Origin of the sequence: Pseudomonas sp. FP597, from assembly GCF_030687435.1 — a bacterium.
Classification (GTDB): domain Bacteria; phylum Pseudomonadota; class Gammaproteobacteria; order Pseudomonadales; family Pseudomonadaceae; genus Aquipseudomonas; species Aquipseudomonas lactucae.
In genome coordinates, this window is the sequence record NZ_CP117432.1 from 5428768 (window position 1) to 5444770 (window position 16003).

15 protein-coding genes are annotated in these 16003 nt (G+C 61.3%); 10 read left to right on the top strand and 5 right to left on the bottom strand.

Annotation, left to right across the window (positions count from 1 at the left end; all coding sequences use genetic code 11):
- Window positions 1–55 precede the first annotated feature (55 nt).
- Genes PSH66_RS24900 through PSH66_RS24910 form a run of 3 tightly spaced genes read right to left on the bottom strand, consistent with a single transcriptional unit; the run spans window position 56 to window position 2735 of the window.
- Window positions 56–823 (bottom strand): heme ABC transporter ATP-binding protein, encoded by a 768-nt coding sequence (locus tag PSH66_RS24900; RefSeq protein WP_305427803.1) that lies wholly within the window; start codon window positions 821–823, stop codon window positions 56–58.
- Window positions 823–1806 carry an iron ABC transporter permease gene (locus PSH66_RS24905; RefSeq protein WP_181408590.1) on the bottom strand — a complete coding sequence of 328 codons (984 nt, stop codon included), beginning with the start codon at window positions 1804–1806 and terminating at the stop codon, window positions 823–825. The genes PSH66_RS24900 and PSH66_RS24905 overlap by 1 nt, the downstream gene beginning before the upstream one ends.
- 50 nt (window positions 1807–1856) lie before the next feature.
- Window positions 1857–2735, bottom strand: coding sequence for a hemin ABC transporter substrate-binding protein (locus tag PSH66_RS24910; protein WP_305427804.1), 879 nt, complete (start codon window positions 2733–2735; stop codon window positions 1857–1859).
- Between the two features lie 156 nt (window positions 2736–2891).
- Between PSH66_RS24910 and PSH66_RS24915 the strand changes: the two genes are divergently transcribed.
- A complete protein-coding gene (locus PSH66_RS24915) occupies window positions 2892–3209 on the top strand; it encodes a Rieske 2Fe-2S domain-containing protein (protein WP_003176113.1) in 318 nt (105 codons plus the stop codon).
- Here PSH66_RS24915 and sfsA read toward each other — a convergent pair.
- Window positions 3206–3916: a DNA/RNA nuclease SfsA gene (gene sfsA / locus PSH66_RS24920; protein ID WP_003176114.1), complete on the bottom strand. Its 711-nt coding sequence runs from the start codon at window positions 3914–3916 to the stop codon at window positions 3206–3208. The genes PSH66_RS24915 and sfsA overlap by 4 nt on opposite strands.
- Window positions 3916–5088 (bottom strand): pyridoxal phosphate-dependent aminotransferase, encoded by a 1173-nt coding sequence (locus PSH66_RS24925; RefSeq protein WP_305427805.1) that lies wholly within the window; start codon window positions 5086–5088, stop codon window positions 3916–3918. The genes sfsA and PSH66_RS24925 overlap by 1 nt, the downstream gene beginning before the upstream one ends.
- A 318-nt stretch (window positions 5089–5406) precedes the next feature.
- On the opposite strand from PSH66_RS24925, the gene dksA reads away from it, so the two are divergent.
- The 9 genes from dksA (at window position 5407) to panC (ending at window position 15919) form a co-directional block, all read left to right on the top strand.
- Window positions 5407–5838, top strand: coding sequence for an RNA polymerase-binding protein DksA (gene dksA, locus PSH66_RS24930; protein WP_003176116.1), 432 nt, complete (start codon window positions 5407–5409; stop codon window positions 5836–5838).
- Window positions 5839–5921: 83 nt separating this feature from the next.
- Complete coding sequence (gene gluQRS / locus PSH66_RS24935) at window positions 5922–6809, top strand: tRNA glutamyl-Q(34) synthetase GluQRS (protein WP_003176117.1); 888 nt, start codon at window positions 5922–5924, stop codon at window positions 6807–6809.
- 62 nt (window positions 6810–6871) lie between these two features.
- Window positions 6872–7048: a hypothetical protein gene (locus PSH66_RS24940; protein ID WP_003176118.1), complete on the top strand. Its 177-nt coding sequence runs from the start codon at window positions 6872–6874 to the stop codon at window positions 7046–7048.
- The gene (locus PSH66_RS24945) at window positions 7032–9986 is read left to right on the top strand and encodes a sensor histidine kinase (RefSeq protein WP_176156673.1); all 2955 of its coding nucleotides are present in this window, start codon (window positions 7032–7034) and stop codon (window positions 9984–9986) included. Before PSH66_RS24940 ends, PSH66_RS24945 begins: the two co-directional genes overlap by 17 nt.
- A gap of 22 nt (window positions 9987–10008) precedes the next feature.
- A complete protein-coding gene (locus tag PSH66_RS24950; RefSeq protein ID WP_003176120.1) occupies window positions 10009–11445 on the top strand; it encodes a sigma-54 dependent transcriptional regulator in 1437 nt (478 codons plus the stop codon).
- Window positions 11446–12154: 709 nt separating this feature from the next.
- On the top strand, window positions 12155–13558 hold the full coding sequence (locus PSH66_RS24955) for a polynucleotide adenylyltransferase PcnB (RefSeq protein ID WP_003176121.1): 1404 nt from the start codon (window positions 12155–12157) through the stop codon (window positions 13556–13558).
- Between the two features lie 2 nt (window positions 13559–13560).
- Window positions 13561–14058 carry a 2-amino-4-hydroxy-6-hydroxymethyldihydropteridine diphosphokinase gene (gene folK / locus PSH66_RS24960; RefSeq protein WP_003176122.1) on the top strand — a complete coding sequence of 166 codons (498 nt, stop codon included), beginning with the start codon at window positions 13561–13563 and terminating at the stop codon, window positions 14056–14058.
- A gap of 212 nt (window positions 14059–14270) precedes the next feature.
- A complete protein-coding gene (gene panB / locus PSH66_RS24965) occupies window positions 14271–15071 on the top strand; it encodes a 3-methyl-2-oxobutanoate hydroxymethyltransferase (RefSeq protein ID WP_305427806.1) in 801 nt (266 codons plus the stop codon).
- Window positions 15068–15919: a pantoate--beta-alanine ligase gene (gene panC, locus PSH66_RS24970; protein ID WP_141063494.1), complete on the top strand. Its 852-nt coding sequence runs from the start codon at window positions 15068–15070 to the stop codon at window positions 15917–15919. Before panB ends, panC begins: the two co-directional genes overlap by 4 nt.
- The last annotated feature ends 84 nt before the right edge of the window (window positions 15920–16003 follow it).

Here is a 16003-nt window from a genome sequence, read left to right on the forward strand (position 1 = left end):
CGGTTATTTGACCCGGCTCTTGCCGGGTCTTTTTTTGCCTGCAAAAACCCTGCGCTCAGCGCGCGATGATCAACGGATGACCACGTTCCGGATGCGACTGCACCAACACATCCAGACCAAACACCGCCTTGAGCGGCTCGGGCCGCAGCACCTGTGCCGGCGTGTCCAGGGCATGCGGGCGCCCACCCGCCAGCAGCAGGATACGATCACAGTAACGCGCCGCCAGGTTCAGGTCATGCAGGATCACCAGCACCGCCGCCCCCCGATCGGCAAAGGTGCGGATTGCCTGCAAGGTCGTATGTTGATGCAAAGGATCCAGCATCGACGTCGGCTCATCCAACAGCAGCGTTTGCCCCGCTTCGCCCGGCCATAGCTGCGCCAGCACCCGCGCCAGGTGCACGCGCTGGCGCTCACCGCCGGACAACGCGAGATAACTGCGGCCACTCAAGTGCGCCACATCCGCCGCCTGCAGGGCTGCCTGTATAATCTCGTCATCGCGCACTTGCCCGGTTCGGTGAGGCAGGCGGCCCATCCCGACCACCTCGTCGACACGAAACCCGAAGTCCAGCGTCGAGGTTTGCGGCAACACCGCCAGTCGCTGTGCGCGCTGCGATCCGCTCCAGTCTTTCAGCGCGCGCTTATCCAGACGCACCGAGCCTTCATCAGGAGGCAACTCACCGCATAACGCACCCAGCAACGTACTTTTGCCTGCGCCATTGGGCCCGAGCACGCCGAGCACTTCTCCCGGCAGCAGGTCAAGGGTGATATCCGCCAAGACCGTCTTGTGACTGCGGCGAATCTGTAACGCTTGCACGCTCAGCATCAGGCTCGCCCTCGCAACAACAGGTAAAGAAAAAACGGCGCGCCAATAAAGGCGGTGACGATACCGATCGGTAATTCCGCCGGCGCCAAGGCCAGGCGTGCAACCAGATCGGCAAACAGCAGAAGGCTCGCGCCCGCCAGCACCGATGCCGGCAACAGCACGCGATGATCGGGCCCAGCCAGCAGTCGCACCAAATGCGGCACCACCAGCCCGACGAAACCAATCATGCCCGCCGCCGCCACCGCAGCGCCCACACCCAGCGCGGTGCAAAACACCAGTTCGCGCTTGAGCCCTTCGACATCGATTCCCAGGTGACAGGCCTCGGACTCGCCGAGCAACAGTGCATTCAACGCCTTGGCCCGGCGCGGCAACCACAGCGCCACTCCAGCACTCACCAGCAGCAGCGGCCACAACCGCGAATAACTCGCGCCGTTGAGGCTGCCCAGGTTCCAGAACGTCAAGGTCCGCAGCGTGGCGTCGTCGGCCAGGTAGGTAAACAGTCCCACCGCGGAGCCGGCCAGCGCGGTGAGCGCGATGCCGGCGAGCAACATCGTCGCCACATTCGTCTGGCCGTTATGCCGCCCCAGGCGATAGACCAGCGCCGTGACGCCCAGACCACCGAGAAATGCGCAGATCGACAGCAGATACGGCCCGAACGCCTCCGGCAATCCACCGAAAAACGAACCGCCAACGATGGCAATGGCAGCCCCCAAAGCAGCGCCACTGGACACCCCCACCAACCCAGGGTCTGCCAGCGGATTGCGAAACAATCCCTGCATGGCCACGCCCGACAGCGCCAGCACGCCACCCACCGCCAAGCCGAGCAACGTACGCGGCAAACGAATTTGCCCCAGGATCAGTTCAGCCTGTTCCAGCCCCTGCGCCTCGATGGGCACGCCCAGCAAACGCAAGCCCGCCTTCAGCGTATCAAGCAACGGCAGGCTCACGGGGCCCAGCGCCAACGAGAGCCATGTAGCCAGCACGCACAACAGTGCCAGCCCGATAAACAGCGTCTTCGGTTTAACCAGAGTGGTCATGGGGCAGGCTTAGCCTGGGCCGGATAAAAACCGGCGGATAACGTTACAAGGCTCTGCGGCAGGCGCGGCCCCAAGCCACCCACCAACAGGGTCGGGTCCAGCTCGAATACCCGCCCGCTTCTGGCCGCCGGCGTCGACGCGAGGAGCGGGTTTTCCTTGAACAACGCCGTGCGCGCGGCATCGCCTGTGAGCGCACGGTCGGCGAACACCAGCACATCCGGGCTCAGGCCGGCCAGCGACTCAACGGAAAACGGTTTGTAGCCCGTGTGTGTCGCCAGGTTATGCCCGCCCGCCTGCCGCAGTACCCAGTCGCCAGCCGTGTCCTTACCGGCAATCAACGGTTTGCCGCCGGCGTGGCCGATCAACAGCAGCACACCCGGAGCTTTTTGCGTGGATTGGGCCTTGGCGACCCAGCGCTGTTGTTCAACAAGCGCCTGCTCATATCCGGTAAACAATTGGTTGGCCCTGGGCTCGTCTCCGAGCAGCTTGCCCAAGTGCTGAAGGTTGCCTTTCAGCGTCGGCAAATCCGGCTGCGCCGAGAACATCTCCACCCGCACGCCCGCGCTGCGAACCTGCGCCAGCACCGGCGGGGGGCCCATTTCTTCGGTGCCTACCAGTACCTCAGGGCGCAGGCTCAGAATGCCTTCGGCCGACAATTGCCGCTGATACCCGATACTCGGCAACGCCTTGAGGGACACCGGGTACTGACTGGTCGTGTCCACCCCCACCAGCTTCGACTCACCACCCAGTTCAGTGACCCATTCCGACAGCGCCCCACCGGCGCTTACCCAGCGCTGTGGCAGTTCGGCGGCTTGCGCCCCCGGGTTGACCAGCAGTCCGACAACAAGCGCAATAACGCTGGTACTCAGGCGCATAACAGGGTTTCCTTCCAGGTGCATGGGCTTTTGAGCACTCACGGATGTGACAGAAAAACCCTGCCAGGCATCGAACCGAGCACCCGGTCAGCAAACGGGCGAAGCCGGCATTTGATAATTGTTTGCATTTGAACGTCAAGGCACTTAAGGATTGTAATGAAGTTTCTCTGCCCTTCCGACGAGCTCATACCCGACAGCAGCCGTGGTTTTGATATCGACGGCTGCAAGCTGTTGGCCGTGCGCCGCAACGGCGTTGCCTATTTCTATATCAACCGTTGTCCCCATCGCGGCATCGCGCTGGAATGGCAACCTGATCGTTTCCTCGACGACAGCGCCAGCCTGATCCAGTGTGCCACGCATGGTGCGCTGTTCCTGATCGAAAGCGGCGAATGCATCGCAGGCCCGTGCGCCGGTCAGAGCCTCGTTGCCCTGCCCGGCCGCGAAGATGAACAGGGCCTGTGGGTGGCGATCTAGTCGAGCCGCACGTCCAATCGACGGTCGATGCAAATCTCGTCCGACGTTACGCGTGCGCCATACGCCAGCACTTGCACACCAGCAGCCTTGGCCTCGCGCAGGGCGGCGGCGTAGGCGGCGTCGATCTCCACTGCCGGGCGCACTGCATCAATTCCCGACAGATTGACGCAATACAGTTGCACCGCTCGCACGCCGTCACGCGCCAGATGCGCCAACTCCCGCAAATGCTTGGCGCCACGCTGGGTCACCGCATCGGGGAAAGCGGCAACACTGGAACCGTCAAAACCCAGGGTGACGCTTTTGACTTCGACATACGCCGCACCGTCCGGGTATTCCAGGCGAAAATCGATCCGACTTTTTTCCTGGCCGTAAGGCACCTCTCGCTTCAACGCAGTGAAACCATTGAGCTCAGTAATGACGCCGGCGCGTAAGGCTTCTTCAACCAGCTGGTTGGCGCGTGCCGTGTTGACGCACGCCAGCCGGCCCTGGGGCGTTTCGGCGATTTCCCAGGTACCGGGCAACTTGCGCTTGGGGTCGCTGGAACGGCTGAACCACACCTGCCCGCCTTCCACCATGCAATTGAGCATCGAGCCGGTGTTGGGGCAGTGTATGGTCAGCAACTCGCCGGTAACGGTTTCGATATCGGTCAGAAAACGCTTGTAACGGCGGATCAACCGGCCTTCTTCGAGGGGAGGATAAAAGTGCATCAGCCTTGCCAGCTCCGCAAGCCACGGGCGATACGTTCCACCGCCTCCTGTAGTCGATCCAGGTTTTGGGTGTAGGCAAAACGCACATGATGCCCGGCTTGATAGCGGCCAAAATCCAGCCCGGGGGTGAAGGCCACATGCTGCGTTTCCAGGAAGTGCCTGCAGAACGCGAAGGCATCACCGCCGAATGCGCTGATATCAGCGTACAAATAAAAGGCGCCTTCGGGCTCAACGGCGATGCCGAAGCCCAGCTCGCGCAGAGCCGGCAGCAAGAAATCACGACGACGACCAAATTCGGCGCGGCGCTCCTCCAGAATGCTCAAGGTCTGCGGGGTAAAACACGCCAGCGCCGCATACTGGGCCATGCTGGGTGCGCTGATGTAGAGGTTCTGCGCCAGCTTCTCCAGCTCGCTGACGGCTGCCGGTGGCGCCACCAGCCACCCCAGGCGCCAGCCGGTCATGCCGAAATACTTGGAAAAACTGCTCAAGACGAAAGCTTCATCGTCCACTTCCAACACGCTGGCCGCGTCGGTGCCGTAAGTGAGGCCGTGGTAGATTTCGTCCACCACCAGATGCCCATTGCGCGCCTTGAGTGCACTCGACAGCTGCGCCAACTCATCGCGCGTGAGGATTGTCCCGGTAGGGTTGGCCGGAGAGGCCACCAGCGCGCCCACGCTGTCCTGGTCCCAGTGCTTGGCGACCAGATCGGCAGTCAGTTGGTAACGCACCTCGGGGCCCACCGGCACCAGTTGGGCGGCGCCTTCCACCAATCGCAAAAAGTGCCGGTTACACGGGTAGCCCGGGTCTGCCAGCAGCCAGTGCTTGCCGGGATCCACCAACAGGCTGCTGGCCAATAGCAGGGCGCCGGAGCCGCCGGGGGTGATCAGGATTCGCTCGGGATCGATGTTCAAACCGTAGCGCTGCTCGTAGAGACCGCTGATCGCTTCGCGCAACTCCGGCACTCCACGGGCCGCGGTGTAGCGGGTCTTGCCATTGGCCAGCGCCGCCTGGCCGGCCTGGATGATCGGTTCGGCGGTGGTAAAATCCGGCTCGCCGATTTCCAGATGGATCACATCATGGCCCGCAGCCTGCAGCTCATTGGCCCGCGCCAGCAACGCCATGACATGAAAAGGTTCGATGGCGCGACTGCGCGCACTGTAGGGCTGAGCCATTGGCCTTCCTTAACGGTAAGAACAAAATCAGGATTCTACCGAACCCGCGCGGTAAAACATGCTCTATTGCCTACCCGGCCGGCTTTGCGGTCCGGGCAAGCACCGACAAAACGACTAAAATCAACATTCGAGACGCGACATACCCAGTCACGACGGGCTGCTGCAGTTTGCAACCCCGACGCGACAGGCTCGACAACCGGGAGTGGCGCACCCCGAATCTATCTGGTAAGTTCGCCCGCTTGCAGCCGCAGGGCCGGCAGGTGTCGGTGACGTTGCAATCCTGCGCAATGGATTAGAAGAGTGAGAGGCGGTCTATTCATGTCCACCCAAGACAAGCAAAACATCAGCGGCTTCGAACCTTACGTAGAAACGAAAGGTGAGGAGTACATGGGCGAGCCCATGCGCGCGCATTTCACCAAGATCCTGAACAAGTGGAAACAGGACTTGATGCAGGAAGTTGACCGCACCGTTGACCATATGAAGGACGAAGCCGCCAACTTCCCGGATCCGGCCGACCGTGCCAGCCAGGAAGAAGAGTTCGCTCTCGAACTGCGCGCCCGTGATCGCGAGCGCAAGCTGATCAAGAAGATCGACAAGACCCTGCAACTGATCAAGGACGAAGAATACGGCTGGTGCGAATCCTGCGGCGTCGAGATCGGTATCCGCCGTCTGGAAGCCCGCCCGACCGCGGACCTGTGCGTAGACTGCAAGACCTTGGCCGAAATCAAGGAAAAACAGGTCGGCAAATAATCCCGCCGGGCTGAACGAATGGAGCGTGCGAACGCTCCATTTTTGTTTCTGGCGTTCAGCGATTTTCCAGTAGTATCCGGCCCATGACAGCCTCTACCTATATCGGACGTTTCGCCCCCACGCCCAGCGGCCACTTGCACTTCGGCTCGCTGGTCGCCGCCCTCGCCTCCTACCTTGACGCCCGCGCCAACAACGGCCGCTGGCTGATGCGCATGGAAGATCTCGACCCTCCCCGCGAAGAGCCCGGCGCCCAGGCGGCGATCCTTCATGCCTTGGAAAGCTATGGCTTCGAATGGGACGGGGAAGTGGTCCGACAAAGTGAGCGGCATGATGCCTACGCCAATGTGTTGAACGGCCTGTTCAACCATGGCCTGGCCTACGCCTGCACCTGTTCACGCAAACAGCTGGAGCCTTACCACGGCATCTACCCGGGCTTGTGCCGCAATGCCGGTCACGATCAGCAGGATGCCGCCATCCGGTTACGCGTACCAGAACTCGAATACCACTTTACCGACCGCGTACAGGGCGTATTCCGACAGCACCTGGGGCGTGACGCCGGCGATTTCATCATCCGTCGCCGCGACGGGCTCTACGCCTACCAGTTGGCCGTGGTACTCGACGATGCCTGGCAAGGTGTTACCGATATCGTGCGCGGCGCCGACCTGCTCGACTCCACCCCACGCCAGTTGTATCTGCAAGAACTGCTGGGCCTGCGCCAACCGCGCTACTTGCATGTACCGTTGATCGTCCAGCCGGACGGTAACAAGTTGGGCAAATCCTACCGTTCGCCGCCGCTGATGCCGGAGCAGGCCACGCCGCTGCTGGTCAGAGCACTGCGCGCCCTCGGCCAGCAGCCCGGCACCGAGCTGCTTCACGCCAGCCCGCGGGAACTGCTGGATTGGGGCATCCGTCACTGGGATGCCGCGCAGATACCGCGCACACTCACACTGGCCGAAGCGCAATTGAGCTGAAGGCGCTTGCAGCTTGCCGGGCATCCGTTACCATCGCCGCAGTTTTTTAATCAGAGGCCAACATGTACATCTATCGATTGGTCCTGCTGCTGGTCGTCGGGATCTACCTGTTTTCCCCCGCCATCATGGATTGGTGGATCGACGCCACGGGCGCCTGGTATCGCCCCTATCTGCTGTGGCTGATCCTGATCGTCGTGACTTTCATCCTGCAGAGCCAAAAAGATGCCGATGAGCTTTAGCCTCACCCAGATGCTGCTGATCAGCGCCGCCTACCTGGCTGCGTTGTTCGGGGTGGCCTGGATCAGTGAGCGCGGAATGATTCCGCGGGCGATCATTCGCCATCCGTTGACCTACACCTTGTCCCTCGGCGTGTACGCCAGTGCCTGGGCCTTCTATGGCACGGTGGGCCTGGCCTATCAGTACGGCTACGGTTTCCTGTCCAGCTACCTCGGCGTGTCCGGCGCTTTTTTACTGGCACCGGTGTTGCTGTACCCGATCCTGAAAATCACCCGTACCTACCAATTGTCATCCCTGGCGGACCTGTTCGCGTTCCGCTTTCGCAGTACCTGGGCCGGGGCGCTGACCACCGTATTCATGCTGATTGGCGTGCTGCCCTTGCTGGCCCTGCAAATCCAGGCCGTGGCCGACTCGATCAGCATTCTTACCCGCGAGCCGGTGCAGCACCGCGTCGCCCTGGCCTTCTGTGCGCTGATCACCTTATTCACAATTTTCTTCGGCTCGCGCCATATCGCCACCCGCGAGAAGCACGAAGGCCTGGTGTTTGCGATTGCCTTTGAGTCAGTGATCAAGCTGATCGCCATTGGTGGCGTCGGCCTGTATGCGCTGTACGGCGTGTTCGACGGCCCGCAACAGCTGGAACTGTGGCTGCTGCAAAACCAGACGGCCCTCGCCGCCTTGCATACGCCCTTGCAGGAAGGCCCGTGGCGCACCCTGCTGCTGGTGTTCTTCGCCTCGGCAATCGTGATGCCGCACATGTATCACATGACGTTTACCGAAAACCTCAACCCGCGCGCGCTGGTCAGCGCCAGCTGGGGCTTGCCGCTGTTCCTGCTGCTGATGAGCCTGGCGGTGCCGCTGATCCTGTGGGCCGGCCTGAAACTGGGTGCCACCACCAACCCCGAATACTTCACCCTCGGTATCGGCATTGCCGCCAATAGCCCGGCCCTGGCGCTGCTGGCGTATGTCGGCGGCTTATCGGCAGCCAGCGGACTGATCATCGTCACCACCCTGGCGCTGTCGGGCATGGCGCTCAACCACCTGGTGCTGCCGCTGTACCAGCCCCCGGCCGAAGGCAATATCTACCGCTGGTTGAAATGGACGCGCCGTGCGCTGATCGTCGCGATCATCATGGCCGGCTATGGCTTCTACCTGCTGCTGGGTGCCGGACAAGACCTGGCCAACCTTGGCATCGTCGCGTTTGTCGCCACCTTGCAGTTCCTGCCGGGGGTGTTGTCGGTGCTGTACTGGCCGACCGCCAATCGTCGGGGTTTCATCGCCGGGTTGCTGGCGGGGATCCTGGTGTGGGTCGTGACCATGCTGCTACCGCTGGTCGGTAACCTGCAGGGCTTCTACATCCCACTGCTGAACATGATTTATGTGCTGGACGACACCAGTTGGCACATGGCCGCGATTGCCTCGCTGGCCGCCAACGTACTGATGTTCACCCTGATTTCGTTGTTCACCAACGCCAGCCCCGAGGAAACCAGCGCCGCCGAAGCCTGCGCCGTGGATAACGTACGCCGTCCGCAACGCCGTGAACTGCATGCCGCCTCACCCCAGGAGTTCGCCACGCAACTGGCCAAGCCGCTGGGCGCCAAGGCCGCGCAAAAGGAAGTCGAACAAGCGCTGCGCGATCTGTACCTGCCCTTTGACGAGCGCCGTCCTTACGCACTGCGCCGCCTGCGTGACCGCATCGAAGCCAACCTGTCCGGTTTGATGGGCCCCAGCGTGTCCCAGGACATGGTGGAAACCTTCCTGCCCTACAAGGCCGGCGGCGAAAACTACGTGACCGAAGACATCCACTTCATCGAGAGCCGGCTGGAGGACTACCACTCGCGCCTCACCGGGCTTGCCGCCGAACTCGACGCCCTGCGCCGCTACCATCGCCAGACGCTGCAGGAATTGCCGATGGGGGTGTGCTCCCTGGCCAAGGATCAGGAGATCCTGATGTGGAACAAGGCCATGGAAGAACTCACCGGCATCGCCGCGCAGCGGGTGGTGGGGTCGCGCCTGAATACCTTGGGCGAGCCCTGGAAAGAATTGTTGCAAGGCTTCATCAACCTGCCCGACGAACATCTGCACAAGCAGCACCTGGCCCTCGACGGCCAGACCCGCTGGCTCAACCTGCACAAAGCCGCGATCGACGAACCCCTGGCCCCCGGTAACAGCGGCCTGGTGTTACTGGTCGAAGACCTGACCGAAACCCAGATGCTCGAAGACAAACTGGTGCACTCAGAGCGCCTGGCCAGTATCGGGCGCCTGGCGGCGGGCGTGGCCCACGAGATCGGCAACCCGATTACCGGCATTGCCTGCCTGGCGCAAAACCTGCGGGAGGAGCGCGAAGAAGACGGTGAAATCATCGAAATCAGCGGGCAGATCCTCGAACAGACCAAGCGCGTGTCGCGGATCGTGCAGTCGCTGATGAGTTTTGCCCACGCCGGCGCCCATCAAAATCTCGATGAGGCGGTGTGCCTGGCCGAAGTGGCGCAGGATGCCATTGGGCTGCTGGCCTTGAACCGACGTAATTTCGAAGTACAGTTCTTTAACCTGTGCGACCCCGACCATTGGGTCGACGGTGATTCGCAACGCCTTGCCCAAGTGCTGATCAACCTGCTTTCCAATGCCCGCGACGCCACGCCGGCCGGTGGCGCGGTACGTGTCAAGACCGAGGGTTTCGAGCATACGGTCGATCTGATCGTCGAAGATGAAGGTAGCGGTATTCCACAGAACATCATGGACCGACTGTTCGAACCTTTCTTCACCACCAAGGACCCAGGCGAAGGTACCGGTCTGGGCCTTGCACTGGTCTATTCCATCGTTGAAGAGCATTATGGACAAATCACCATCGACAGCCCGGCTGACACCGAAAGCCAACGCGGCACCCGTATTCGGGTGACCTTGCCGCGTCATGTCGAAGCGACGTCCGCTGTGAACTGAGACCGTCGAGAGAATTGAATCAATGCCGCACATTTTGATCGTCGAAGACGAAACCATTATCCGCTCTGCCTTGCGTCGCCTGCTTGAACGTAACCAGTACCAGGTCAGCGAAGCCGGCTCGGTGCAGGAAGCACAAGAGCGTTTCAGCATTCCCACGTTCGACCTGATTGTCAGTGACCTGCGCCTGCCCGGTGCGCCTGGCACCGAGTTGATCAAGCTTGGCCAGGGCACGCCGGTGCTGATCATGACCAGCTACGCCAGCCTGCGCTCGGCGGTGGACTCCATGAAGATGGGCGCGGTGGACTACATCGCCAAACCGTTCGACCACGACGAGATGCTTCAGGCCGTGGCGCGCATCCTGCGCGACCGTCAGTCGGCCAGCAGCGCACCGGCCGAACAACGTCCCGCCGGTAAAACCGCCAGCGCAGCCGACAAGCCGGGCGTCGACAACAGCAATGGCGAGATTGGCATCATCGGCTCCTGCCCGCCGATGCAGGACCTGTACGGCAAGATCCGCAAAGTGGCGCCAACCGATTCCAATGTGCTGATCCAAGGTGAATCCGGCACCGGCAAGGAACTGGTGGCGCGCGCGCTGCATAATCTGTCCAAGCGCGCCAAGGCACCGATGATCTCGGTGAACTGTGCAGCGATTCCCGAATCCCTGATCGAGTCCGAACTGTTCGGCCACGAGAAAGGCGCGTTTACCGGCGCCAGCGCCGGGCGTGCGGGCCTGGTGGAGGCGGCGGACGGCGGCACATTGTTCCTCGACGAAATCGGCGAGCTGCCGCTGGAAGCGCAGGCGCGATTGCTGCGCGTGTTGCAGGAAGGCGAGATTCGCCGCGTGGGCTCGGTGCAATCGCAGAAGGTCGATGTTCGCCTGATCGCGGCCACCCACCGCGACCTAAAGAGCCTGGCCAAGATCGGCCAGTTCCGTGAAGACTTGTATTACCGCCTGCACGTGATCGCCCTCAAGCTGCCGGCCCTGCGTGAGCGTGGCGCCGACGTCAACGAGATCGCCCAAGCGTTCCTGCTGCGCCAGAGCGCACGTATCAACCGTACCGACCTGAAATTCGCCCCGGACGCCGAGCAGGCAATCCGACATTACTCGTGGCCGGGTAACGTGCGGGAGCTGGAGAATGCGGTCGAGCGCGCGGTGATCCTGTCCGAGAGCCCGGAGATTTCCGCCGAGCTGCTGGGTATCGATATCGAACTCAGTGACCTGGAGGACGACGATTTCATCGGCCTGGCCCCGCAACAGGGCGGTAGCAATACCAGCCATGAGCCGACCGAGGATCTGTCACTGGAAGACTACTTCCAGCATTTTGTCCTGGAGCATCAGGACCATATGACCGAAACCGAACTGGCGCGCAAACTGGGCGTGAGCCGTAAATGCCTGTGGGAGCGCCGTCAGCGCCTGGGTATCCCACGGCGCAAGACCGGTGTGGCCAGCGAAAGCTGAGGCGCGCGCCCACAGGTAACACCCACAGATGTGAAAAAACTGTTACCGCTGATTTTTTGCGTAACAAAAGCCGGGGCTTACGGTAACGAACCCCCGGCTTTTTTTCGCCCGTCAAAAAGCCGAATCCGCCTCAACCCCCCGGTTTTACTGGGTGGCACAAAAGTTGGCACGCACCCTGCTATATGCTTAGTACAAAAACAATAACAAGCTTTGTACAAGACAATAAAAATAAGACGAATCGACTCACGCATAACAAAAACAACACGGCGGAGGCGCAGCTAACTGATTCTTTTGGAGAGGCGTTGCATTTGGGGCTTGCCCCGCAACCAGGCCGAGAACAACAAAAACTGCCCTAAGGCAGAGCCTGAACTGGTTGGATCGTAGATCAGCAACACAGCGACCAAAGCAATCCGTTTGCTCTTGACTCTCGATTGAGAGTGCCATGAAGGTCAAAGCTCATGGCGAGGGCGATCAACAAAAACAAGAAGCCCGAAACCAATAATAAAAATAGAGCACGCAACTACTTCTGGGGGAGCTTCGGCTCCCCTTGTAGTTTCCGATAGATCCTCACAGGATTTGCTGCTCAAAAGCTTATGGCGCAAAGCCTGCAGCTTGTTCCTACACCATCCCCCGACTAAATGCTAGAATCCCGGCCCATCATGCGGTCATTCTTCGTTATGGCCGAACATTCCTTCAAACAGTGCATCCCATGCTGAAGAAGTTGTTCCAGTCATTCCGTTCGCCCTTGCGTCGTACGCAACACAAACGCAGCACGCCTGAAGTGCTCAACAGCAGCCAGCATTCGCTGCAACGCGCTCAATTCAGCCGTTATGCCGTGAATATCGTCGAGCGTTTGCAGAACGCCGGTTACCAGGCCTATCTGGTAGGCGGTTGCGTACGCGACATGTTGCTCAATATCACCCCCAAGGATTTCGACGTCGCCACCAGTGCCACGCCCGAGCAGGTGCGCGCCGAGTTTCGCAATGCGCGCATCATCGGCCGGCGCTTCAAGCTGGTGCACATCCACTTCGGTCGCGAAATCATCGAAGTCGCAACGTTCCGCGCCGGCCATCCGCAAAACGATGAAGAGGAAGACACTAATCAGTCTTCCCGCAACGAAAGCGGACGCATCCTGCGCGACAACGTCTATGGCACCCTGGAAGAAGACGCGCAGCGCCGTGACTTCACCATTAACGCCCTGTATTACGACCCGGTCAGCGAGCGCATCCTCGATTACGCCAACGGCGTGCACGACATCCGCAACAACCTGATCCGCCTGATCGGCGACCCGACGCAGCGTTACCAGGAAGACCCGGTACGCATGCTGCGGGCCGTGCGTTTCGCCGCCAAGCTGAACTTCGGTATCGAGAAACACACCGCTGCGCCGATTCGCGAACTGGCGCCGATGCTGCGCGAAATTCCTTCGGCGCGCCTGTTCGAGGAAGTGCTCAAGCTGTTCCTCTCGGGCTACGCCGCCGATACCTTCGAGATGCTCGTCGACCTGCAGTTGTTCGACCCGTTGTTCCCGGCCAGCGCCGAAGCACTGGAACACAACCCGACCTATACCCATACGTTGATCAGCGAGGCATTGATCAACACCGATTTGCGCATCAAGCAGAATAAACCGGTGACTCCGGCGTTCCTGTTTGCCGCGCTGTTGTGGCCCGCCCTGCCCAAACGTGTACTGCGTTTGCAGGACCGTGGCATGCCGCCGATCCCGGCCATGCAGGAAGCCGCTCACGAGCTGATCGCCGAACAGTGCCAGCGCATTGCGATACCCAAGCGCTTCACCATGCCGATCCGCGAGATCTGGGACATGCAGGAACGCCTGCCGCGCCGCAGCGGCAAGCGCGCCGACCTGCTGCTGGACAACCCACGCTTCCGTGCCGGCTACGACTTCCTGCTGCTGCGCGAAAGCGCCGGCGAGCAGACCGACGGCCTGGGCGAATGGTGGACTGATTACCAGGACGCCAATGACAGCGGACGTCGCGAGATGATTCGTGAGCTGGGCAGCAAGGGTGAAGGAACCGGCGAAGGGCCGAAAAAACGTCGCCGCAGTGGCACCAAGCGCAAACGCAGCTCAGCCGATGCCTCGGGCGCCGCAGGCGAATAAACGTGGAACGTATCTACATTGGCATGGGCAGCAATCTGGCCGCCCCGGAGCAACAATTGCGCAGCGCTCTCCAAGCGCTGGCGCAATTGCCCGGCACGACCCTCGCTGGCGTGTCCGCTTTTTACCAAAGTGACTCCCTGCTCCCGGGCCAACCGCGCTACACCAACGCGGTTGCCGCCCTGGACAGCAGCCTTGCGCCCCTAGCACTGCTGGACGCGCTGCAGGCGATCGAAAACGACCAAGGCCGCGAACGCCTGGAACGTTGGGGCCCACGCACGCTTGACCTGGATATCCTGCTATTTGGCGATCACCTGATCGATGAACCGCGCCTGAAGGTTCCCCACTATCAGATGCACCTGCGTGCGTTCGTGCTGTATCCGCTGGCCGAACTGGCGCCTGCGGCATTGCAACTGCCGGACGGCAACCGCCTCAGTGCCCTGCTTGAAGCCTGCCCGTTTGTCGGCCTGGAACGGCTCCCCGTTGCTGAATCGCATCAGTAACAGCGGTAACACCGTCATCGTAACAATGCGGTAACACATCCAATTGACTTCCCGTGTCCTCCTCACGACTATAGGCGTCCCGCTGCCGCCAACCGGCGCTAAAGGGCGCAATCAGGCCTTATAAGCACTGCTTTCAAGACAGTGCGCCTGTATAAACAAAGACTCACGCGCGTTTCTCGCTGTTTCCAAGCGCCTGAATGAGGACCCTTTTCATGCCAGACATTACCCTGACCACCTTGCAGAGCCTCAAGCTCAAAGGTGAAAAAATCACCATGCTGACCTGCTACGACGCCACCTTCGCCCACGCCTGCTGCCAGGCCGGGGTCGAAGTGTTGTTGGTGGGCGACTCCCTGGGCATGGTTCTTCAAGGGAATGACAGCACCCTGCCCGTGACCACGGATGAACTCGCCTACCACACCGCCAGCGTCAAGCGCGGTAACGAGGGCGCCTTCATCATCGCCGACCTGCCGTTCATGGGTTATGCCACGCTCGAACAGACCTTCCTGAACGCCGGAAAACTGATGCAGGCCGGCGCGCACATGATCAAAGTGGAAGGGGCGGTATGGCTCGCCGAATCGATCCGCCTGCTGGCGGAACGCGGCGTGCCGGTATGCGCGCACATGGGCCTTACGCCCCAGTCGGTGAACATCCTCGGCGGTTACAAGGTGCAAGGTCGCAATGAAGCCCAGGCGCGCCAGATGCGCGCCGATGCCATCGCCCTGGAGCAAGCGGGCGTGGCGATGATCCTGCTTGAATGCGTGCCCAGCGAACTGGCTGCCGAAATCACCCTGGCCGTAAAAGTGCCAGTGATCGGTATCGGCGCAGGCGCGGACACCGATGGCCAGGTGCTGGTATTGCACGACATGCTCGGCCTTTCGATCACCGGCCGCGTGCCCAAGTTCGTGAAGAACTTCATGGCTGGCCAGGACAGCATTCATGCCGCCCTGGGCGCTTATGTCAGCGAAGTCAAAGCCGTTACTTTCCCAGGTGTCGAACACGGATTCTCTGCATGAACACCGTAAAAACCGTACGCGAACTACGCTCGGCCGTCGCCCATGCCCGCAAGGCCGGCAAACGCATCGGCTTCGTGCCCACCATGGGTAACCTGCACAGCGGCCACGCCACGCTGGTGACCAAGGCCGCACAACAGGCGGACTTCGTCGTGGCCAGCATCTTCGTCAACCCGCTGCAATTCGGCGCGGGCGAAGACCTGGACAAATACCCCCGCACCTTGGCCGCCGATCAGGAAAAACTCCTGCAGGCCGGCTGTAACCTGTTATTCGCCCCCACCGTCGAGGAGATGTACCCCGGCGGCATGACCGGCCAGACCCGCGTCAGCGTCCCGCACCTGTCTGAAGGCTTGTGCGGCGCCAGCCGTCCCGGGCACTTCGAAGGCGTGGCCACGGTGGTCAGCAAGCTGTTCAACATGGTCCAGCCGGACATGGCCGTTTTTGGCCAGAAGGACTACCAGCAACTGGCGGTGATCCGCGCCATGGTCCACGACCTCAACATGCCGATCCAGATCATCGGCGAGCCCACCGTGCGTGCCGCGGATGGCCTCGCGCTGTCATCGCGCAACGGCTACCTCACCGAGGAGCAACGCGCCATCGCGCCGGTGCTGTACCGCGCGCTCAGCCAGATGGCGACTGCGATCAAAGACGGTGACCGCGATTTTGCCAAGCTGCGTGCCGAACAGATCCGCCAGATCGAAGCCGCCGGTTTGCGCATGGACTACCTTGAAGTCCGCCAAGGCGTGCACCTGCAGCCGGCCACGGCCGAAGATCGGGACATCGTGATTCTGGTCGCGGCGTATCTGGGCGCCACTCGCCTCATCGACAACCTGCACCTGAACCTCGAATAACCCCCGCTGAACAGCCCGCCTGTTGCCCTTCACGCTGTGCCGGTATAAAAAAGTACCGGCCACAACGCAGACAAAGCCAAGACA